This window comes from Protaetiibacter mangrovi, assembly GCF_024752305.1.
Taxonomy (GTDB): domain Bacteria; phylum Actinomycetota; class Actinomycetes; order Actinomycetales; family Microbacteriaceae; genus Homoserinibacter; species Homoserinibacter mangrovi.
Genome location: NZ_JANTHX010000003.1, coordinates 99748 through 120551, shown reverse-complemented (window position 1 = coordinate 120551; position 20804 = coordinate 99748). Strand labels below are relative to the sequence as shown.

General features: G+C 71.1%; 15 protein-coding genes and 4 tRNA genes. 9 read left to right on the top strand and 10 right to left on the bottom strand.

The annotated features are described in order from the left end of the window. Positions 1-82: 82 nt before the first annotated feature. The 6 genes from thrS to NUH29_RS01175 form a co-directional block, all read right to left on the bottom strand. Positions 83-2074, bottom strand: coding sequence for a threonine--tRNA ligase (gene thrS / locus NUH29_RS01200; protein WP_258797036.1), 1992 nt, complete (start codon positions 2072-2074; stop codon positions 83-85). After that, complete coding sequence (locus NUH29_RS01195) at positions 2071-4299, bottom strand: acyltransferase family protein (protein WP_258797035.1); 2229 nt, start codon at positions 4297-4299, stop codon at positions 2071-2073. Before NUH29_RS01195 ends, thrS begins: the two co-directional genes overlap by 4 nt. 93 nt (positions 4300-4392) lie before the next feature. Further along, entirely contained in the window at positions 4393-6756 is a 2364-nt protein-coding gene (locus NUH29_RS01190; protein WP_258797034.1) for a cellulase family glycosylhydrolase, read from the bottom strand. A 61-nt stretch (positions 6757-6817) separates the two neighbouring features. Next, positions 6818-6889 (bottom strand) — tRNA-Val (locus NUH29_RS01185). 33 nt (positions 6890-6922) lie between these two features. Further along, positions 6923-6993, bottom strand: a tRNA-Cys gene (locus NUH29_RS01180). A gap of 51 nt (positions 6994-7044) precedes the next feature. Further along, positions 7045-7117, bottom strand: a tRNA-Gly gene (locus tag NUH29_RS01175). Positions 7118-7253: 136 nt separating this feature from the next. Between NUH29_RS01175 and NUH29_RS01170 the strand changes: the two genes are divergently transcribed. Continuing rightward, a tRNA-Val gene (locus NUH29_RS01170) sits at positions 7254-7326 on the top strand. A 9-nt stretch (positions 7327-7335) separates the two neighbouring features. Here the strand turns inward: NUH29_RS01170 and NUH29_RS01165 are convergent. Further along, a complete protein-coding gene (locus NUH29_RS01165) occupies positions 7336-8334 on the bottom strand; it encodes a hypothetical protein (RefSeq protein WP_258797033.1) in 999 nt (332 codons plus the stop codon). Positions 8335-8436: 102 nt separating this feature from the next. Further along, entirely contained in the window at positions 8437-9642 is a 1206-nt protein-coding gene (locus NUH29_RS01160) for an ammonium transporter (protein WP_258797032.1), read from the bottom strand. Between the two features lie 228 nt (positions 9643-9870). On the opposite strand from NUH29_RS01160, the gene NUH29_RS01155 reads away from it, so the two are divergent. Then, on the top strand, positions 9871-11013 hold the full coding sequence (locus tag NUH29_RS01155; RefSeq protein WP_258797031.1) for a Na+/H+ antiporter NhaA: 1143 nt from the start codon (positions 9871-9873) through the stop codon (positions 11011-11013). Here the strand turns inward: NUH29_RS01155 and zapE are convergent. Then, complete coding sequence (gene zapE, locus NUH29_RS01150) at positions 11003-12019, bottom strand: cell division protein ZapE (RefSeq protein WP_258797030.1); 1017 nt, start codon at positions 12017-12019, stop codon at positions 11003-11005. The two genes, NUH29_RS01155 and zapE, sit on opposite strands and share 11 nt — an antisense overlap. 151 nt (positions 12020-12170) lie before the next feature. On the opposite strand from zapE, the gene NUH29_RS01145 reads away from it, so the two are divergent. From NUH29_RS01145 to NUH29_RS01135, 3 genes are read left to right on the top strand one after another with little or no spacing between them, the layout of a single operon-like run. Further along, positions 12171-13070: a sulfurtransferase gene (locus NUH29_RS01145; protein WP_258797029.1), complete on the top strand. Its 900-nt coding sequence runs from the start codon at positions 12171-12173 to the stop codon at positions 13068-13070. Between the two features lie 27 nt (positions 13071-13097). Beyond that, positions 13098-13535 carry a SufE family protein gene (locus NUH29_RS01140; RefSeq protein ID WP_258797028.1) on the top strand — a complete coding sequence of 146 codons (438 nt, stop codon included), beginning with the start codon at positions 13098-13100 and terminating at the stop codon, positions 13533-13535. Further along, positions 13532-14251 carry a dihydrofolate reductase family protein gene (locus NUH29_RS01135; RefSeq protein WP_258797027.1) on the top strand — a complete coding sequence of 240 codons (720 nt, stop codon included), beginning with the start codon at positions 13532-13534 and terminating at the stop codon, positions 14249-14251. Before NUH29_RS01140 ends, NUH29_RS01135 begins: the two co-directional genes overlap by 4 nt. Here NUH29_RS01135 and NUH29_RS01130 read toward each other — a convergent pair. Continuing rightward, entirely contained in the window at positions 14227-15378 is a 1152-nt protein-coding gene (locus tag NUH29_RS01130) for an alpha/beta hydrolase family protein (protein ID WP_258797026.1), read from the bottom strand. The two genes, NUH29_RS01135 and NUH29_RS01130, sit on opposite strands and share 25 nt — an antisense overlap. A 100-nt stretch (positions 15379-15478) precedes the next feature. Here NUH29_RS01130 and NUH29_RS01125 point away from each other — a divergent pair, with 100 nt between their 5' ends. The 4 genes from NUH29_RS01125 (at position 15479) to NUH29_RS01110 (ending at position 20780) form a co-directional block, all read left to right on the top strand. Next, positions 15479-16075, top strand: a complete 597-nt coding sequence (locus NUH29_RS01125; protein ID WP_258797025.1) for a DUF3000 domain-containing protein — start codon at positions 15479-15481, stop codon at positions 16073-16075. Beyond that, positions 16068-17300, top strand: a complete 1233-nt coding sequence (locus tag NUH29_RS01120; protein WP_258797024.1) for an HRDC domain-containing protein — start codon at positions 16068-16070, stop codon at positions 17298-17300. Before NUH29_RS01125 ends, NUH29_RS01120 begins: the two co-directional genes overlap by 8 nt. Before the next feature lie 145 nt (positions 17301-17445). Continuing rightward, complete coding sequence (locus NUH29_RS01115) at positions 17446-18621, top strand: thiolase family protein (RefSeq protein WP_258797257.1); 1176 nt, start codon at positions 17446-17448, stop codon at positions 18619-18621. A gap of 2 nt (positions 18622-18623) precedes the next feature. After that, positions 18624-20780, top strand: a complete 2157-nt coding sequence (locus NUH29_RS01110) for a 3-hydroxyacyl-CoA dehydrogenase NAD-binding domain-containing protein (protein WP_258797023.1) — start codon at positions 18624-18626, stop codon at positions 20778-20780. Positions 20781-20804: the final 24 nt, after the last annotated feature.

The window sequence follows — 20804 nt, the reverse complement described above, 5'->3', positions numbered from 1 at the left end:
GGTCGAAACCGTATCCGGCTCGCGCGAAGGAGCGCTAGGGGGTTCTACGCAACATCACTGCGTCTCGCGCAGGATCGTTGCATCAGACCTGGGCGTGGCTGTCGATCGCGTCGCGGATGCGTCGGACGGCGTGGCTGTCGATCGCGTCGCGGATGCGTCGGACGGCCTCGTCGACCGGGATCCCGTTGTCCTGTCGGCCGTCGCGGAACCGGAAGCTCACCGTGCCCGCCTCGCGATCCTGGGCGCCCGCGATGAGCTGGAACGGCACCTTCATGAGGGTGTGCGTGCGGATCTTCTTCTGCATCCGCTCGTCGCTCGCATCGAGCTCGGCCCGGACGCCATCGGCCCGCAACCGGTCGACGATGCCGCCCAGGTAGTCGGCGAACTCCTCGGCCACCGGCACGCCGACGACCTGCACGGGTGCCAACCACGCCGGGAAGGCCCCCGCGTAGTGCTCGAGCAGGATCGCGAAGAAGCGCTCGATCGAGCCGAACAGGGCGCGGTGGATCATGATGGGGCGCTTCTTCTGCCCGTCGCGATCCGTGAACTCGAGCTCGAACCGCTCCGGGAGGTTGGGGTCGACCTGGACGGTCGAGAGCTGCCAGGTGCGGCCGATCGCATCCCGGGTCTTCAGGTCGATCTTCGGGCCGTAGAAGGCCGCCTCCCCCGGCATCTCGGTGAGCTTGAGCCCCGAGGCCCGGGCGACGTTCCGCAGCGCGTTCGTCGAGTAGTCCCAGAACTCGTCGCTGCCGATCCACTTCGACTTCTCGTCGTCGCGCATCGAGAGCTCGAGCTCGAAGTCGTCGAGCCCGAAGTCGCGCAGCATCGAGATGACGAACTCGAGGACCTTGGTCGCCTCCTCCTCGAGCTGATCGGGGGTGACGAACAGGTGCGAGTCGTCCTGGGTGAAGCCGCGCACCCGGGTCAGCCCGTGCAGGGCGCCCGAGAGCTCGTTCCGGTACACAGTGCCGTTCTCGGCGAGCCGCATCGGCAGGTCGCGGTAGCTGCGCGCGCGCTCCTTGTAGATCAGGATGTGCATCGGGCAGTTCATGGGCTTCAGGTAGTAGTCCTGGCCCTGCTTGGTGACCTCCCCGTTCTCGTCGACCTCCTCGTCCATCCGGATGGGCGGGAACATGCCGTCCTTGTAGGTGACGAGGTGATTCGAGGTGAGGAAGAGGTCCTCCTTCGAGATGTGCGGGGTGTACACGTAGGTGTAGCCCGCGGCGATGTGCCGGCGACGGGCGTGCTGCTCCATCTCCATGCGCACCACGCCGCCGCGCGGGTGCCAGACCGACAGTCCCGAACCGATCTCGTCGGGGAACGAGAACAGGTCGAGCTCCTTGCCGAGCTTGCGGTGGTCGCGCTTGGCCGCCTCCTCGAGACGCTCGAGATACGCGCGCAGCTCGTCCTTGCTCGGCCACGCCGTTCCGTACACGCGCTGCAGCTGGGGGTTCTTCTCCGACCCCCTCCAGTAGGCCGCGGCGACGCGCGTGAGCTTGTAGGCGCCGAGCGCACCGGTGTTGGGCACGTGCGGCCCCCGGCAGAGGTCCTTCCAGGCGACCACGCCTTCGCGATCCACGTTGTCGTAGATCGTCAGCTCGCCCGCACCCACCTCGACGCTCTCGCCGTCCGTGCCGGACTCGGCGCCGCCCTTCAGGCCGATGAGCTCGAGCTTGTACGGCTCGGCCGCCAGCTCGGCGCGCGCCTCGTCCTCGGTGACGACGCGGCGCACGAAACGCTGCCCCGAGCGGATGATGCGGTCCATCTCCTTCGAGATCGCCGCGAGATCGTCGGGGGTGAAGTGCTGCTCGACGTCGAAGTCGTAGTAGAACCCGTCCTGGACCGGCGGGCCGATGCCGAGCTTCGCCTCCGGGTTGATGCGCTGCACGGCCTGCGCCATCACGTGCGCGGTCGAGTGGCGGAGGATGTTCAGACCGTCCGCGGAGGAGACGTCGACAGGCTCGACGACGTCCGTCTCGGTGACCGTCGACGCCTTGTCCTTCAGCTCGCCGTTCACGCGGATCGCGATGACGGCGCGGTCGGGGAACAGGTCGAAGCCGGTCTGCGCGCTCATTCCCCCAACTGTACCGGCGACGACACGCCCGCAGAGTCGGCGTCCGCGCCGTCCGCCGCACCGACCCCGACGTCCCGCAGCCCGGGCACGGCGTCGAGGAGCGCGGCGCGCATGACGGCCGCCAGGCGCTGTGAGAACGACGCCGTCAGGTGGTGGGTGTCGACCCGGATCACCGAGCCGTCCGCCGCCCACGGGCACACCCCGGCATCCGTGCAGAACCACGGGCCGGTGTCCACGTAGCCGACACCGGCGGCCCCCGCGGCCGCCCGCTCGGCCGCCGACTGCACCCACCACTCCTCCGTGATCGCGGCGCGGCACCGGGAGCCCCCCGTCTCGAAGTCGGCCGAGCCGCAGGCGGGGGCGCCGAGCGGCGGCGGGGCGACCACGACGACCTTCGACGAGACGGGGGCGAGCGCGTCGAGAGTCGCCGCCATCCCGGTGCGCCACTCCTCGCGGGCGGAAGCTCCGGTGGCCCCGCTCACGAGGCGGTCGAGCGTGCGCGACGAGGTCGTCAGGATCACGAGGTCGGGCGAGCTCTCCAGGATGCCGGCGACGAAGTCGCCGCGGATCTCGGCGCAGCGCGCGACCCAGGCGGGGTCGGTGGCACCGACGTAGTACGACGCGACGGCGGCGGTCGGGCACGCCCCTCGTGTCGCGAGCACGATCCTCCAGTCGGGACCGAGGGCGCCGGTGAGGGCGGGCAGCCAGCTCGCGGCGACGGAGTCGCCGACCACGACCGCCGTCCGCGTGCCGTCCGCGTCGCCCGCGACGCACAGGGTCGACCAGGACTCGCGGTGCACGCAGCTCTCGTCACCGTAGGCCGTCGTGGCCGCGTCCGCGGCGGTGATCAGGGCATCCGGAACGTGGGTCCACCTCGCCGACGCGCTCACCGCGGCGGCGAGGGAGGCGGCATCCGGAAAGACCCCCGGCGGATCCGCATCGTCGGGCTCCGCCGTGGATGTCGGGTCGCCGGCGCCCACCGGGGCTGCGCTCTGCTCCGGTGCGGGGACGACCACGGGTGCGGCCGCCGCGAGCCGCTCGCTCTGCACGAGGGATGCGGCGCCGAGCGCCAGCACCAGCACGGCGGCGACGATCGCCGCCCACGGGGTCGCGCGTCCCCAGCGCTGCCACGGCTGTTCGAGCACCTGTCGCATCATCCAGGCGAGGATGAGCGCCGCGAGCACGATCGTCAGGCCGTCCACGAGCGAGAAGGTGCGACGGTTCTGCATGATCGCCAGCGCGGACAGCATCGGCCAATGCCAGAGGTACAGGCCGAACGCGAGACCTCCGAGCCAGACCGCCGGTCGTGATCCCAGCAGTCGGTGCGCTCCGATCGGGCTGGCGGAGTTCGCGCCGATCAGCACGAGCGCCGTGCCGAGCACGGGCCAGACGGATGCGATCCCCGGGAACCACGGGTCGAAGTCACCGAGGAACCCGAGCCCGACCACCATCGCCAGCCCGAGCCACCCGAGCACCGCGCCCCAGGCGCGACCCGGTCTCAGGCGCGCGCCGAGCAGCGCCAGCAGGGCGCCCGCGCCGAACTCCCAGATCCGTGCGCTCGTGTCGAGGTAGGCGACGGGTTGCACGTGGAGGGTCTCGACGACGCTCCACACCCACGACGCGACCGTCACGACGGCGATCGCACTCGTCGCCAACCGCAGCCGCCGCCGGGGTGTGCTCCCCCGGCGCAGCACGAGCGCCATCCCGGCAACCAGCAGCAACCAGATCGCGTAGAACTGCACCTGCATGGACAGCGCCCAGAAGTGCTCGACCGGATTCAGCACGCGGTCGTCGGAGAGGTAACCGTCGGTGGCGAACGCCAGGTACCAGTTCTCGCCGAAGAGCGCAGCCCATCGGGTGGAGCGGAGGATGTCCGACGCGAGCGACGGGCGGGTGACCGCCAGTACGAACGCGGTGGTCGCGGCGACTGTTCCGAGCACGAGCACCGCGGCGGGCAGCAGGCGGCCGGCGAGGCTGCGCAGGTAGCGGAGCGCCCCCACCCGTCCGGAACGAACCCAGCGCAGCACGAGCGTGACGGTGATGAGGTAACCCGAGACGACCAGGAAGACGTCGATCCCCCCGGAGATCCGACCCCACCACAGGTGCGAGGCGGCGACGAGCAGGATGGCGACCGCGCGCAGCCCCTCGAGCTCCGGGCGGTACGGGGAGCGGAACTCGGTCCCCGGATCGACGGCGCGCTCCGCGGACGCGACGGCCGCGGTCATCGCAGGGATCGGGGGTGCACTGCCATGTCCATCATCGTGACCGGCTCCGGCGCGGCACGACGTGCGCCACGCGGTCGATCGACCACTCCCGCATCATCGGGTGGTGACGGTGTACCGGCCGTCGGCGCACCCGGTCACCGACCAGCCGCCGTCGACCCGCGTGAGGGTCAGCCCGGAGACCCCGGTCACCTCGACCGCGGGCTCGTCGTCGCCCGGCACCCAGACCTCCAGACCGCAGCCGCGCTCCGGCGCGGAGCCCTCGAGCTCCATGGCCCGGCCCTCCGCCCTCAGCGAGGTGACGAGCCCGGGAGCCGAACGCGGATAGGCGCGCGACAGCACCGTGAGCAGATCCTCGCGCGGGGGCGCATCACCCCCGGTCGCGCAGTCCTGGACCATGAGCCCGTTGCCGGTGTCGCCGATCCCGTTCTGCGGATCGCCGCACGCCTGCTTCCAGACCCAGTACGCGCCGCCGTAGGCGTGGGCGTCCTCGAGCGCCGCGTAGCGGCCGAGCCTCTCCCCGACGTCCGCCGGGTCGCCCCAATAGCCGTACTCCCCCGACCACACCGGCATCCCGTAGGCGTCGGCGACCCGCTGCGCGAGCACGAACTGCCGGGCCATGCCGACGATCGGCGGGATCCCCAGGTCGCGGTCGAGCGTCAGGGACTCGGCGTAGAGGTGCGGCGAGAACACGAGGTTGGGGTCGGAGCTGAACCCGAGCGACGGACCGGAGTCGAACCCGAGACCGGACCACAGGATGGTCGGCTCCACGAACACGATCTGCGGTGCGCCCGCGTCGCGGATCGCGCCGATCGCGCGCTCGTAGAAGCGGCCCAGCTGGTACGCGGTGGTCACCGGGGCCGCCTCGCCGAAGCCGGGCTCGTTGAGGAGGTCGTATCCGGCGACCGTGGGGTCGTCCCGGAACTCGGTGGCGAGCCGGCCCCACGCCTCGACGAGCGCACTCTGCACGCCGTCCGTGTCGAAGTAGAGGTTCTGGAACGCACGGTCGCTCGCCGGCGAGATGTCCCGGCTGAGGAACTGGCAGCGCGGGGCGCCGTCGGTGACGGTCGCCCACTCGGGCGCCCCGTCGTACCCCCACATCGGGTCGGTGCCCGGACGGCATGCGGTTCCCTCGGGTGTCGCTCCCGCCCACCACGAGTCCTGGTGCATGTCGAGCACGATGTAGACCTCGTGCGCCGCCGCCCAGTCGACGGCATCGTGGATCAGGCCGAGGTACTCCGCGTCGAACTCGCCGCGCGACGGCTCGAGCGCCGACCACGACAGGTTCAACCGCACGACGTCGAACCCCTGCGCCGCGATCCCGGCGAAGTCGTCCTCGGTGAGTGGGCGCGTGTCGTCGACGTCCGCGCGGGGGCGGTAGAAGTCGACGAGCTGGTTGACGTTGACGCCGCGGAGCAGCACCTGGTCGCCGTCGCCGTCGGTGATGACGTCGCCCTCGGCACGGAGGAAGCCCGCCGGGACCGCGAGGTCGGGGCTCGCGGCCGCCGACGTCGAGGCGATCAACTGGGGGACGGCGAGCCCCGCCACGAGCAGGAGGCCGAGTGCGGATGCCACCGCCGCGCGAGCCGTGCGCGCCGGGGTACGCACGGGTGCGCGTTCGAGCACGAGGGCGACGACGCCCACGATCCATCCGGTGCACGCCGCGAACGAGAGCCCGTCGGCGACGGCCACGTAGGCGACCATGAGCGGCCACAGGTCGCCCGCGAAGCCGTCGTCGACGACGAGGGCCACCAGAGCCTGCACGACGCCCACCATGCTCGCCGCGACGACCGCGGCGAGCCAGCCGGCGAGCGCGCCCGCGACGCGCGACCGCATCCACCGCAGGCACAGCGCCGTCGCGCCGGCAAGCAGGAGCACCGTGACGACGACGGGGAGCACGCCCTGGTCGGGGCGGAATGTCGGGACGCCGGGAGCGTAGGCGGCGCCGGTCCACCAGGACCCCACGAGCAGCGGTGCCGCGCCGGCGAACGCGATCGCGGGGATCCAGACGGAGCGACGACCGAGCACCGGCGTCCACGGGGCGGGGTCGACCCGGGTGCGCTCGCCTCGGCCCCCGAGCCATCGGGTCAGCGCCGACACGATGAGGGCCGCGGGCACCGCCTTCGCGGTCACGTAGCCGCCGGCCCAGGCCGCCGTGCCGAGGTCTCCGGTCATCACCAGGCAGGCCGCGGACTGGGCGAGCACGACGGCGAGCACCATTCCGGGCACGAGGGTCCAGAAGCGCCCACCCGCGCGGAGCGCGACCCACCACACCATCGCGAGCAGTACCGGCAGGAACACGAGATACGGGGCGAAGCTCCAGATCCCGCTCGCGAGACTCGGGACGGCGCCCGACCAGCCGACCAGCGCGAGCAACCCGGTGGGGTCTGCGACCGCCTGCACCATGACGAGGACCAGCATGGTCGCGACCGCGACCCCGGGACGGCGGAACGTCTTCACGAACCCCTCCTTCTGCAGCGAAACAGGAAAACCCCCGGTCGAACCGGGGGTTTCGAGGGGGTGGGCGATACTGGGATCGAACCAGTGACCTCTTCCGTGTCAGGGAAGCGCGCTACCGCTGCGCCAATCGCCCGCTCCGGATGCGGGGCATCCGACTCGGTGAGTGAGGTGGCGACGGGATTCGAACCCGTGTATACGGCTTTGCAGGCCGCTGCCTCGCCTCTCGGCCACGCCACCAGGTGTGCGGTCCGTGGACCGTTGCCCGGTGGACCGTGAGACTCCTACTCGAGCGGATGACGAGACTCGAACTCGCGACCCTCACCTTGGCAAGGTGATGCGCTACCAACTGCGCTACATCCGCATCGCCCGCCGTCTCCGGCGTGCGTGTTCGACTGTAGCCGATCCGCGCGCGAGGTCAAAACCGACGCACCCGTTTGCGACGACGGCCTCCCGGGTGTGCCGACGAGCCCTCTCGGATATGGCAGGATGGTCGTCGCGGGCGATTGGCGCAGTTGGTAGCGCGCTTCCTTCACACGGAAGAGGTCATCAGTTCGAGTCTGGTATCGCCCACCGAAGATCTCACCGTCGGCGCGCGAGCAGCCAGCTCGGAGCGCTCGTCACGACCCCGAGCGCCGCGACCGCGAGGAACGCGGCGACGGGCGGCAGCAGAGCGCTGATCCGGCCGGAGAACACCAACCCGATGGTGTCGCCCGACACGGCCGGAGCGAGGTATCCGATGGCGGTGGAGGTCAGCACCACCAGCGCCCAGTGCCCCGCTCGTCCACCGGACGCCAGCCGCTTCGATCCGTAGACGAGAGCTGCCGCCGCACCGGCCAGGGCTCCCACCGCGAGCGACCAGGGGAACGAGATCCCCGCCGCGCCCGGGACGATCGCCACGAGCCCCGCCAGCAGTCCGTCCGCGGCCGAACGCAGCGGGTGCCTCGGCGCCTGGCGCAGCAGATCGACGAGCACCCACGCCACGGCACCGCCGACCGGTGCCACCACGGCGGCCAGCAGGATGCGCGGGGTGTACTCGTCCACGACACCCTCGAGCGCCGTCAACCACAGCGCCCCCGCGAACCACACGCCCACCACGGGGACCGCGAAGCGGACCCAACCCTCGCGCGCGACCGCGCTCGGGGCCCGCCACGCGATCAGCACCGACGACGCGGACGACACCAGCAATGCGAGCCCACCCCCGAAGTCCTCGACCCGGCACTCGCTCACTCCGCACATCTCGAAGAACAGCGGCGGGACGACGGCGCACACCGGGAACACCACGAGCGCCCACACGAGCACGAGGGACCACGCGACACTGCTCCGGCCGGGGGCCGTCTCCTCCGCGGCGCCCGAGAGCAGCACCGCGATCGGCGCGACCGCGAAGGCCGACGCGAGCAGGAAGGGCGCCGTCTCGGCTGCCGTCGCCAGCCCGGCGAACACGGCCACGGATGCGGCCCCCGAGGTCGCGAGAAGGGCGCGGATCACGACCTCGCTCCTGCGGGGCGGTCGCATCATGCGCACGAGCGCGGCGGTCATCAGCGCGCTGCAGAACGCCGAGACGAGCAGGAGTTCGGGCATCGCACCTCCGAGCGCGCACGGACCGCGCCGGGCGCAGACAACGATACGGGGCGCCGCCTCCGGAGAGACGGCGCCCCGCGCCGGGTTGGTCGGTCGACTGGATCAGTCGGCCAGGGCGTAACCCTCTTCGCCGTGCACGACGGTGTCGACACCGGCGAGCTCGTCCTCGTTCTTGATGCGGAAGCCGATTGTCTTCTGGATGGCGAAGCCGATGATCCACGCGACCACGAAGGAGTAGATCAGCACGCCGAAGGCGGCGACCGCCTGCATGAGCAGCTGCATGCCGTCACCACCCACGAAGAGGCCGGTGCCGGTGGCGAAGAAGCCCAGGTACAGGGTTCCGATGAGACCGCCGACCATGTGGATGCCCACCACGTCGAGCGAGTCGTCGAAGCCGAGCTTGAACTTCAGCTCGATCGCGATGGCGCACACGGCGCCGGCGATCAGACCGAGCAGCAGACCCCAGCCGGGCGTGAGGTTCGCACAGGACGGGGTGATCGCGACGAGACCCGCGACGGCGCCCGAACCGGCGCCGACCGAGGTCGCCTTGCCGTCCTTGATCTTCTCCACGATGAGCCAGCCGAGGATGGCCGCAGCCGTGGCACCGAGGGTGTTGATCGCGATGAGGCCGGCACCCGCGAGGTCGTTGAGGAACTCGGCGCCCACGTTGAAGCCGAACCAGCCGAACCACAGGATCGACGCGCCGAGCAGCACCAGCGGCACGTTGTGCGGCTTCTGGATGCCCTTGGCGAAGCCGATGCGCTTGCCGAGCACCAGCGCCAGCGCCAGCGCGGCAGCACCCGCGTTGATGTGGACCGCGGTACCACCCGCGTAGTCGATGACGGTGTAGTCCAGACCCAGGGTGTCACCGAGGCTGAGGATCCAGCCTCCACCCCAGACCCACGCGGCGACCGGGAAGTACACCAGCGTCGCCCAGATGCCCGCGAAGATCATCCACGAGCCGAACTTGGCGCGATCCGCGATCGCACCGGAGATGAGCGCGACCGTGATGATCGCGAAGGTCGCGCCGAACAGGGCACCGACCAGGGTCTCGTTGTCTGCCGCACCGAGTGCGAAGTCCGAGAACGGATTCCCCGCGAACTCCCACGCGCCGCCGACAGCAGACATGTTGAAGCCGTAGAGGATCCACAGCACGCTGATGAGTCCAAGAGCGCCGAAGCTCATCATCATCATGCTGACGACGCTCTTCGCCTTGACGAGACCGCCATAGAAGAAGGCAACGCCCGGAGTCATGAAGACAACCAGCGCAGAGGCCGTGATGGCCCAAGCGAGTTCGCCGGTATCCATAGGTTTTCTTACCTCTCTGAGATGTGCATGGGACGCACCGTCGGATCCTCGCAGGGTGAGCCGTGATGCTCCTCGGGTACGCCGACAGTCTGGCTACGGGACGTTTCGGGGGGGCTGTCGTGCTGTTTCGCGGGCGTTACACCGATCTCGGGAATGTAAACATCATGTTTCCCGGCGCTGCAGCTTTCCTTCGAATTCCCCGGGATCGCGCATGAAAGAGTGGGTGCCATGCATTTCTTCCGCTCCGAGCGCGTCGCCGCGGTCGTGCTCGCCGCGGCCGCGGTCATCGGGCTCGCCGTCGCCAACTCCCCCATCGGTCCGGCGGTCATCGGCATCCGCGACGAGCATCCCCACACGGGGATCACGGTGCTCGACCTCTCGATCGGACACTGGATCGCCGACGGTCTGCTCGCCCTGTTCTTCCTGGTGGCGGCGATCGAGCTGCGGCACGAGCTCACCCACGGAGAGCTCGACACCCCCCGCAAGGCGCTGGCCCCGGCCGTCGCCGCCACCGGCGGTGTCATCGCCCCGGCACTTCTCTATTTGGCGATCGTGCACGAGCCGGCGGGGAACGTCGGCTGGCCCATCCCGACGGCCACCGACATCGCCTTCGCGCTCGGGGTGCTCGCGCTGCTCGGTCGCGGCCTGCCCCGCCGGGTGCGCGCGTTCCTGCTCGCCCTCGCCGTGCTCGACGACCTCATCGCCATCGCGATCATCGCGGCCTTCTTCACTCGCGACCTCCAGCCCGTGCCGCTGCTGGTCGCCGTACCGCTCATCGCCGCCTTCGGATGGGTGAGCGCGCGCCGGAGCCTCGCTCCCGCCGTGCGGGTGGTGCTGCTCGTGGCCATCGGCGTGGCCGTGTGGGCGCTCGTGCTCAGCTCCGGGATCCACGCGACCATCGCCGGCGTCGCCCTCGGCCTGGTGTTCTCGCCGGGACCCGCCCACCGCACCCGGCACACCCTCGAACCCTGGGTCAACGGCGTCGTCCTTCCGCTGTTCGCCCTGAGCGCCTCGATGGTCGCGATCCCCGAGGTGCGCGAGGGCGGACTCGGAGGGGTCTTCTGGGGGGTGCTCATCGCGCTTCCCGTGGGCAAGCTCCTCGGCATCACCGCCGGTGCGCTCATCTCCCGGCGCATGATGCCGGCCAGCGAACGCGCAGTGGCGCTCAGACTGCCCGAGGTGCTCGTCGTCGCGACGCTCGGCGGAGTCGGGTTCACGATCTCGCTGCTGATGGCCGAGCTCGCCTTCCGCGGCGAGACGACCCTCGTCGCGTCGGCGACCCTCGCCGTGCTCGCGGGTTCGCTCGTCGCGATCCTCGTCGGAGGGGTCACCACCGCGGTGGTCGCCCGCCGGATGCGCGTCAGCTCGTGAGGGCGATGAGCCGCGAGATCGCGCGCAGGTACTTCTTCCGGTAGCCGCCCGACATCATCTCGTCGCCGAAGACCTCGTCGAGACGCGTCCCCGTGGCCACGACCCGGACCTGCTCGTCGTAGAGCCGATCGACGAACGCGACGAATCTCAGCGCATCCGCCTGGTCGACGAGGGTGTGCACGCCGCGCAGCCCCACCGCCGTCAGCCCCTCGACCATGCGCACGTAGCGCGAGGGGTGGACCCGCCCGAGATGGCCGAGCAGCGCGTCGAAGTCGTCGAGCGTGACGGAGCCCGGCTGCGCGGCCAGCGCGCTCTCGAGCTCGTCGGCTCCGACCGCGGCGGCGTGACCCTCGACCTCGCGGCGCCGGTAGTCGAGGCCGTCGATGCGCACGATGTCGAAGCGGTCGGCGAGGGCCTGGATCTCGCGCAGGAAGTCGACGGCGGCGAACCTGCCCTCGCCGAGTGCGTTCGGGGGCGTGTTCGACGTCGCGGCGATCCGGGTGCCGCCCCCGGCGAGCTCGGCGAGCAGACGGGTCATCATCATCGTGTCGCCCGGATCGTCGAGCTCGAACTCGTCGATGGCCACGAGCGAGGCGCCGCGCAGCAGCTCGACCGCGTTCGCGTAGCCGAGGGCGCCGACGAGCGCCGTGTACTCGATGAACGTGCCGAAGTACTTCCGGCCGGGGGCGAGATGCCAGAGCGCGGCCAGCAGGTGCGTCTTGCCGACGCCGAATCCGCCGTCCAGGTAGATCCCGGGCTTGGCCTCCGGTGCCCGTCGCCTGCCGAACAGGCCCCGGCCGCCCCCTCCGCCTCCGCCCCGGAGGACGTCGGCGAACGCCCGCACCTTCGCGACCGCCTCCGCCTGCGACGGGAAGTCGGGGTCGGGCCGGTAGCCCTCGAGGCTCGCCGTGGCGAACTGGCGCGGAGGGACGAGCGACGACGCCATCTCGGCCCCCGACATCTCGGGTGCGCGGTCGAGGAGCGACGCGACGATGTGCTGCGGCATGCGGATCCTTCGTCGCCACGACCGTGCGGTCGGCGAGAGCGGTAGGGGTCGGGGTGCGGGACTGTGTCGAACTCTTACGGAGTCCCAGCGCGTCCCGGAGGCGGATGCCTACCCTGGACGTGGAAAGTTTACCCACGAGGAGAGAACCACCATGGCCGTCGCGACCGACCCGAATCCCGCCTTCGCCGCATTCGCCCACCCCGAACGGCTCGTCGGCACCGAGTGGCTCGCCGCGCACCTGGGCGAGCCCGGGCTCGTGGTCGTCGAGTCCGACGAGGACGTGCTGCTGTACGAGACCGGCCACATCGAGGGTGCGGTCAAGATCGACTGGCACACCGACCTCAACGACCCCGTGCTGCGCGACTACCTCGACGGCGCGGGCTTCGCCCGCCTGCTCGGAGGCAAGGGCATCTCGCGCGACGACACCGTCGTCATCTACGGCGACAAGAACAACTGGTGGGCGGCCTACGCGCTCTGGGTGTTCACCCTCTTCGGTCACGAGGACGTGCGCCTGCTCGACGGCGGACGCGCCAAGTGGGAGGCCGAGGGGCGTCCCTACACGGCCGAGATCGCCGCGCGCCAAGCGGTAAGCTACCCCGTGGTCGAGCGCGACGACACCGCCGTGCGCGCGTTCAAGGACGACGTGCTCGCACACCTCGGCAACCCCCTCATCGACGTCCGCTCGCCCGAGGAGTACGTGGGCGACCGCACGACCGCACCCGCCTATCCCGAGGAGGGCACCCTGCGGGCCGGCCACATCCCGAGCGCGCAGAACGTGCCCTGGGCGAAGGCCGTCGCGGAGGACGGATCCTTCAAGCCGAAGGACGAACTCGACGCCATCTACCGCGACGGCGCGGGCCTCGCGGACGGTGATAGCGTGATCGCCTACTGCCGGATCGGCGAGCGCTCGAGCCACACCTGGTTCGTGCTCACCCATCTTCTCGGCTTCGAGGGAGTGCGCAACTATGACGGGTCCTGGACCGAGTGGGGCAGCGCCGTGCGCGTCCCGATCGTCAAGGGAGCCGAGCCCGGACCGGTCCCCGCGCGCTGAGCGACGGATCATGGCGCAGGTGACCGCGTGAGCGTCGGACTGCCCGAGAAGCTCGCCGAGATCCGCGACGACTTCCTCGCCCTCGACCAGCAGGATCGCCTCCAACTGCTGCTGGAGTTCTCACGCGAGCTGCCGGAGCTGCCGGAGCGCTACGCGGATCACCCCGATCTGCTGGAGCGCGTGGAGGAGTGCCAGTCCCCCGTCTACATCTTCGTCGAGGTCGACGACGACCGGATCGTGCACCTGCACGCCACGGCCCCGCGCGAGGCGCCGACCACCCGCGGTTTCGCGTCGATCCTCGTTCAGGGGCTCGCCGGCTTGACGGTCGAGCAGGTGCTCGCCGTGCCCGCCGACTATCCGCTCACGATCGGGCTCACCGAAGCGGTCAGCCCGCTGCGGATCCGGGGCATGTCGGGTCTTCTCGGCCGGACGCAGCGCCAGGTGCGGGAGAAGACCGCCGCGTGATCCTGCGCGCGGTCCATCCCGAGGCCGGCGCGCCGATCACCGTCGGCGACGCCGGGGCCCGCGACCGGCTCCGTGCCCTGTACCGGCGGGCGGACGACGCCTCGGGCGTGCGCGTCAACCTCATCGCGAGCGTCGACGGCAGCGCCCGAGGAGACGACGGCACCTCGGAGTCGCTCTCCAGCCGCGCCGACCGCGCGGTGCTGGGCGCGATCCGCGCCGAGAGCGACGCCGTCCTCGTCGGCGCCGCCAGCCTGCGCGCGGAGGGGTACCTGCTGCCCCGCACGGCGCGCCTCGCCGCGCTCACCGCATCCGGGGACTTCACCGGCGCCCAACCCGGGGAGGTCGACGACCCGGAGAAGCTGATCGTGCTCGGCCCGGAAGCCGCGCGCGCCCGCACCGCCTCGACGCTCCCGGTCCCCCATCGGTTCGTGGCGCTGGCGGCCGACGGCGACGGCCGGATCGGACTCCGGGACGCGCTCGACGCGCTCTCCACGCTCGGGGCCCCGTCGGTCGTCTGCGAGGGCGGGCCGTCGCTCGCCGCCGCGCTGCTCGCCGACGGCCTCGTCGGAGAGCTCTGCCTCTCCACGAGCCCCCGGCTGACGGGGGGCGGCCTGCCGGTGCTCGGTGCCGCGGCGCACCCCGCCGTCGAGCTCGAGCTGCTCGGGTTGCTGGTCGACGACGCGGGCGGTCTCTACGCGCGCTGGCTCGTGAGCTGATCGAGCCAGTTGCGGATGGCGTCCTCCCAGCGGGTGCGGTCGTAGTTCCACAGCTTCGTGTGCCGTGCGATCGTGAACTCCTCGAAGGTCACGATGTCGGGGCGCACCGTCGCGAGCGAGATCGACGCGCTCGCCGGGACGAACCCGTCGTCGACGCTGTGCAGCAGCAGGATCGGCCGGTCGAGCTCGGCGGCACGGGTCACGAAGTCGAGGCGCTCCAGGTCGAGAGGCTCCGCGAGCCCGGTCACGACGCGCCCCCACCGGGAGCGGATGAGCGTGTACACACCCCAGCGGACGACGGGCGGCAGCCGGCGCATCCGCGCCTGGAACTCGAGGGTCGCGATCCAGTCGACCACCGGGGAGTCGAGCACCACACCGGTGACGAGCGCCGCCCGCGGCGAACGGGTCAGCGCCTGCAGCACGGTCGCGCCGCCCATCGACCAACCCATGAGCACGATCTCCCGAGCTCCGCGCGCGATCGCGTAGGCCATCGCGGCGTCCACGTCGACCCATTCGCGGTCGCCCAGGGCGTAGCGGTAGTCGGCGCTGCGGGGGGCGTCGCCGTCGTTGCGATACGAGATCAGCAGCGAATGGAACCCCGACGCGCGGAAGGGCGCGACGGCGCGCAACGTCTCCTGTCGCCGGACAGCGCGACCGTGCACCTGGATCACCCAGCGGTCGGTGTCCTCCGCAGCGGGGACGAACCACGCGGGAGCGGCACCGAGCGGGGTCTGCACGGACACGTTCTCGTACGGCACCCCGAGCGCGCGGGGCGACAGCCAGAACCATCCGCTGAAGCGCCCGCGGACGGCGCGCCGCAGATCGCCGAAGTCGACCTCGAGCAGTTCGCGCGTCACCCCCACCCGGTCGACGGAGACGATCTCTCCGACCCGCGCGTGCCCCGTGTCGCCCGAGAACCAGAAGCTGTACTCCCCCGGGAGCAGCGAATCGGGCGTCGGCGAGAGCACGATGCGCCCGCTGTCGGGCTGGAGGTCGAGGATCCGGATGTCGTCGTCGCGGCGCGACGGAGGGATCACGACCGTGCGCGCGACGATCGCGCTGAGCACCGCGATCGTCCCGACCGCGACCGCACCGGCACCCAGGACACCCCACAGCACCCCGGCCATCCGCGAACGGGCTCCAGCTGTCCGACGCGGCACGGCGACCTCCCTCGTGCGGACGGCGTGGCACCGCCGCTGCTCTCATCGAGAATCCTAGGCTTCCCCCGTGGCCACCCCGCAGTCCGAGTCCGCTCCGCCGGCTCCGTTCGCCCGCGCCGTCGCGTCGGTGAAGGCGGCGACCACGCGCGCCGAGATGGAGGTCGCCGAGATCACCGCGCCGAGCGGTCTCGCTCCCTACGCGCTCGCGCTCGCGGCCGATGTGCGGCCCACCGTGCACGGGATCGACTCGGTGCTCGGGACCGGCCGCTTCGTGCTGCTCTACGACCCCGAGGAGCCCGAGGCGTGGGGCGGCCCGTTCCGTGTCGTCGCCTACGCGCAGGCGCCGCTGGAGACCGAGATCGGCGTCGACCCGTTCATCGCCGAGGTCGCCTGGTCGTGGCTCGTCGACGCGCTCGACAGCCGGGGAGCGGAGTACACCGCGGCCTCCGGCACCGCCACCAAGGTCCTCTCGACCGGTTTCGGCGAGCTGGCCGGGCAGGGCGACGCCGCCCAGCTCGAGCTGCGCGCCTCCTGGTCGCCGCTCGGCTCCGACATCGGCCATCAGGTCGAGGCGTGGTGCGATCTGCTGTGCATGCTGGCGGGGCTCCCGCCGTCGTCCGATGCGGTCTCCCTGCTCCCCCACCGACGGGTGTCGCGTGACTGACGCCGAGACGCCGCCCACCGCGGACGCCGCCCACCCGGAGGTGCACGTCATCGACGGTCGGGACGAATACCTCGAGGCGGTCGAGCAGCTCGCGCGCGGGAACGGGCCGTTCGCGGTCGACGCCGAGCGCGCATCCGGGTTCCGCTACTCGCAGCGCGCCTACCTGATCCAGGTGTTCCGTCGCGGCGCCGGGGCCTTCCTGTTCGACCCGCCCGCGATCGGGGACTTCCACGAACTCGCCGAGGTCATGCGGGGCGAGGAGTGGATCCTGCACGCGGCGAGCCAGGACCTCGCCTGCCTGCGGGAGGTGGGACTCGACCCGAGCACGATCTTCGACACCGAACTCGGTGCGCGACTGGCGGGCCTTCCCCGCGTGGGCCTCGCCACGGTGGTCGAGGAGCTGCTCGGAATCCACCTGGCCAAGGCGCATTCGGCCGCCGACTGGTCGACGCGTCCGCTTCCGCAGGGATGGCTCGTCTACGCCGCCCTCGACGTGGAGCTGCTCCCCGATCTGCGCGACCGGATCTCGGAGCTGCTGCACGCGGCGGGCAAAGAGGAGATCGCGCGTCAGGAGTTCGGCGCCGTCCTCGAGAAGGCCGCGCCGGTCCGCCAGGAGCCCTGGCGTCGCCTCTCGGGCATGCACTCGCTGCGCACCCCCCGCCAGCTCGCGATCGCCCGCGCCCTCTGGCTGGCGCGCGACGAGCTCGCGCAGCAGCTCGACACGGCGCCCGGCCGGCTCGTCCCGGACCTCTCGCTCGTCGCGGTCGCGAAGGCCCAGCCGGCCAGCAAGCGCGACCTCGCCGCCCTGAAGGACTTCACCGGACGTGCGAGCCGTCGTGAGCTCGAGCGCTGGTGGGCGGCCGTCGAGCGCGGCACGGCGGATGCGGAGCCGCCCAGCATGCGGGGTACCGGCGACGGCGTACCGGCGCCGCGCGCCTGGGCGGACAAGAACCCGGAGGCCGACCGCCGCCTGAAGCTCGCCCGCGCCGCGGTCGGCGCGCGCGCGGAGGAGCTCGAGATCCCCGTCGAGAACGTGCTCACCCCGGACACCCTCCGGCGGGTGGCGTGGTCGCCCCCGGCCGAGATCTCCGCGGAGAGCATCGGCGAGGCGCTCGCCGTGCACGGCGCGCGCGCCTGGCAGGTCGACGAGCTCGCCGCAGCCATCGCGGACGCGTTTGTCGAGGCGCGCCAACCCCCCTCCCGCACCCCCGACGAGGCTTCGTAGGTTCCGTCGAACGATGCGAGCGCCCCCGCGGGTGCCTGCCTAGGATCGAGGACGACACCCGGATGCGCGGCCGCACGCCCGCATCCGTCCCCTGAACTGTGGAGGCATCGTGGCCCAAGCGCCATCGGCTCATCGCACCGACGTCGTGTTCGTTGACGGGGTGCGCACCCCGTTCGGACGCGCGGGCGAGAAGGGCCAGTACTGGAACACCCGCGCCGACGACCTCATCGTGAAGGCGATGATCGGTCTCCTCGAGCGCAACCCCAACCTGCCGAAGGATCGCGTCGACGACGTCGCGATCGCCGCGACCACGCAGCAGGGCGACCAGGGGCTCACCCTCGGCCGCACCTCCGCGATCCTCGCCGGGCTGCCGCTCTCCGTGCCGGGCTACGCCATCGACCGGATGTGCGCGGGCGCCATGACGAGCGTCACGACGATCGCCGGAGCCATCGCGTTCGGCGCCTACGACATCGGCATCGCCGGCGGCGTCGAGCACATGGGCCGCCACCCCATGGGCTTCGGCGCCGACCCGAACCCGCGGTTCCTGGCCGAGAAGCTGGTCTCGCCCGACTCCCTCAACATGGGCAACACGGCCGAGCGCCTGCACGACCGCTTCCCGCAGCTGACGAAGGAGCGCTCCGACCTCTTCGGCATGCGCAGTCAGCAGAAGGTGGCCGCCGCCTACGCCGCCGGCAAGATCCAGCCCGACCTCATCCCCGTGGCCATCAAGTCGGATGCCGGCTGGGGCCTCGCCACGCAGGACGAGGGGATGCGCCCGGAGACGACCATGGAGGGGCTCGCCGCCCTCAAGACGCCGTTCCGCCCGCACGGGCGCGTGACCGCGGGCAACGCCTCGCCGCTCACCGACGGCGCCACCGTGTCGCTTCTCGCGAGCGAGCAGACGGCGCGCGACCTCAACCTCTCGGTGAAGATGCGCATGGTGTCGTTCGCCTTCGCCGGCGTCGAGCCGGAGGTGATGGGTATCGGTCCCATCCCGTCCACCGAGAAGGCGCTGCGCAAGGCGGGGCTCACGATCGAGGACATCGGCCTCTTCGAGCTCAACGAGGCGTTCGCGGTGCAGGTGCTCTCCTTCCTCGACCACTTCGGCATCGCCGACGACGACCCGCGGGTCAACCCGTGGGGCGGCGCGATCGCCATCGGTCACCCCCTCGCCTCCTCGGGGGTGCGGCTCATGATCCAGCTCGCCCGCCAGTTCGAGGAGCACCCGGAGGTGCGCTACGGTCTCACCGCCATGTGCGTCGGCCTCGGCCAGGGCGGCTCCGTGATCTGGGAGAACCCGCACTACAAGGGGGCGAAGTGAGCATGAGCGGCCTTCCCGATTACAGCGGATCCGACTTCGCGAAGCTCGTCGCCCTCGACCCCGACGAGATCGTCACCCACTCCTTCGTACGCGACATCGTGCTCGCCAGCGGCAAGCGACTGGCGTTGCTGACGCTCGACAACGGCCGCGACCACACGCGCCCCAACACCCTCGGCCCGGCGACCCTGACGGAGCTCGGCGAGCGTCTCGACGAGCTCGCCGCCCGCGCCGCGGCGAAGGAGATCGACGCCGTCGCCGTCACCGGCAAGCAGTTCATCCTCGCCGCGGGCGCGGATCTCTCGAAGGTCGGAGAGATCCAGGACCACGAGACCGGTCTCCTGATGGCCCAGCTCGGGCACAAGACCCTCGGCAAGCTCGGGGAGCTGGGCGTGCCGAGCTTCGTGTTCGTCAACGGCCTCGCGCTCGGCGGCGGCGTCGAGATCGCCCTCAACGCCGACTACCGCACGATCGACTCCTCGGTTCCGGCGCTCGCACTCCCCGAGGTGTTCCTCGGCATCATCCCCGGGTGGGGTGGTGCCTGGCTGCTGCCGAACCTGATCGGCATCGAGAACGCGCTCGAGGTCGTCATCTCGAACCCCCTCAAGAACAATCGGATGCTGAAGGGCCCGCAGGCCTTCGAGCTCGGGATCGCCGACGCCATGTTCGGCCCGGCGAACTTCCTCGAGAACTCGCTCGCCTGGGCCGACGGCGTGCTCACCGGCGCGATCAAGGTGAAGCGCCCGAACGAGCCGGGCAAGCTCGAGCGCCTCGCGAAGTGGGACGTGGCCATCGGGATCGCGGAGAAGACCCTCAAGAGCCGTATCGGCGAGGTCGCCACGAGCCCCTACACGGCGCTCGGGCTGCTCAAGGCGGCGAAGAACACCGACAAGAAGACCGGCTTCCTCGCGGAGGACAAGGCGCTGGCCGATCTGATCTCCGGCGATCAGTTCCGGGCGTCGATCTACGCCTTCAACCTCGTGCAGAAGCGCGCGAAGCGGCCCGCGGGCGCGCCCGACAAGGAGCTCGCGCAGAAGGTCGGCAAGGTCGGAGTGATCGGCGCCGGTCTGATGGCCAGCCAGTTCGCCCTGCTGTTCGTGCGCCGCCTGCAGGTGCCGGTGGTCATCACCGACCTCGATCAGGCGCGCGTCGACAAGGGGATCGCCTACATCCACGGCGAGATCGACGAGCTGCTCGGCAAGGGACGCATCGACTCGGACGAGGCGAACCGCCTGAAGGCGCTCGTGACCGGCACCACCGACAAGGCCGACTTCGCGGACTGCGACTGGGTCATCGAGGCGGTCTTCGAGGAGCTCGGCATCAAGCAGGACGTCTTCGCCGAGGTCGAGAAGCACATCTCACCGGAGGCGATCCTCGCGACGAACACCTCGTCGCTGTCCGTCGAGCAGATCGGCGCGAAGCTCGCCCACCCGGAGCGTCTCGTCGGCTTCCACTTCTTCAACCCGGTGGCCGTCATGCCGCTCATCGAGGTCGTCAAGACACCGAAGACCACGGACGCCGCGCTCTCCACCGCCATGGTCACCGCCGCCAAGCTGCGCAAGAACGCCGTGATCACCACCGACACGCCCGGCTTCGTCGTGAACCGGGTGCTCGCGAAGGTGCTCGGCGAGGCGATGCACGCGGTGGAGCAGGGGGCGTCGTTCGAGGACGTCGTCGAGGCGGCGCGCCCGTTCGGTCTGCCGATGGATCCGTTCGTGCTGCTCGACCTGGTGGGACTCAAGGTCGGCGCCCACGTGCTCGACACCCACCACACGGCGTTCCCGGAGCGCTTCTTCGACAGCCCCGCCCTGCACGAGCTCGCCGAGTACGGTGCGATCTTCGAGAAGGACGCCAAGGGCAAGATCAAGGGCTACGACAAGAAGGCCCTCGAGATCGTGAAGAAGCACCGCCCGGCCGACGCGGTCGCGCTCAGCCCCGAGCAGCTGCGCGAGCGGCTGCAGCTCGGGCTGGCCGACGAGATCCACCGCATGCTCGACGAGCACGTGGTGGCCGCCGCCGAGGACATCGACCTGTGCATGATCCTCGGTGCGGGCTGGCCGTTCCAGATGGGCGGGGCGACCCCGTACCTGGACCGCGTCGGTGCAAGCGAGCAGGCCTTCGGCGACACGTTCCACCACCCGCCCATCCGCGGCGTGCGATAGGCGTGCCATCGGTCTGAGGTAGGC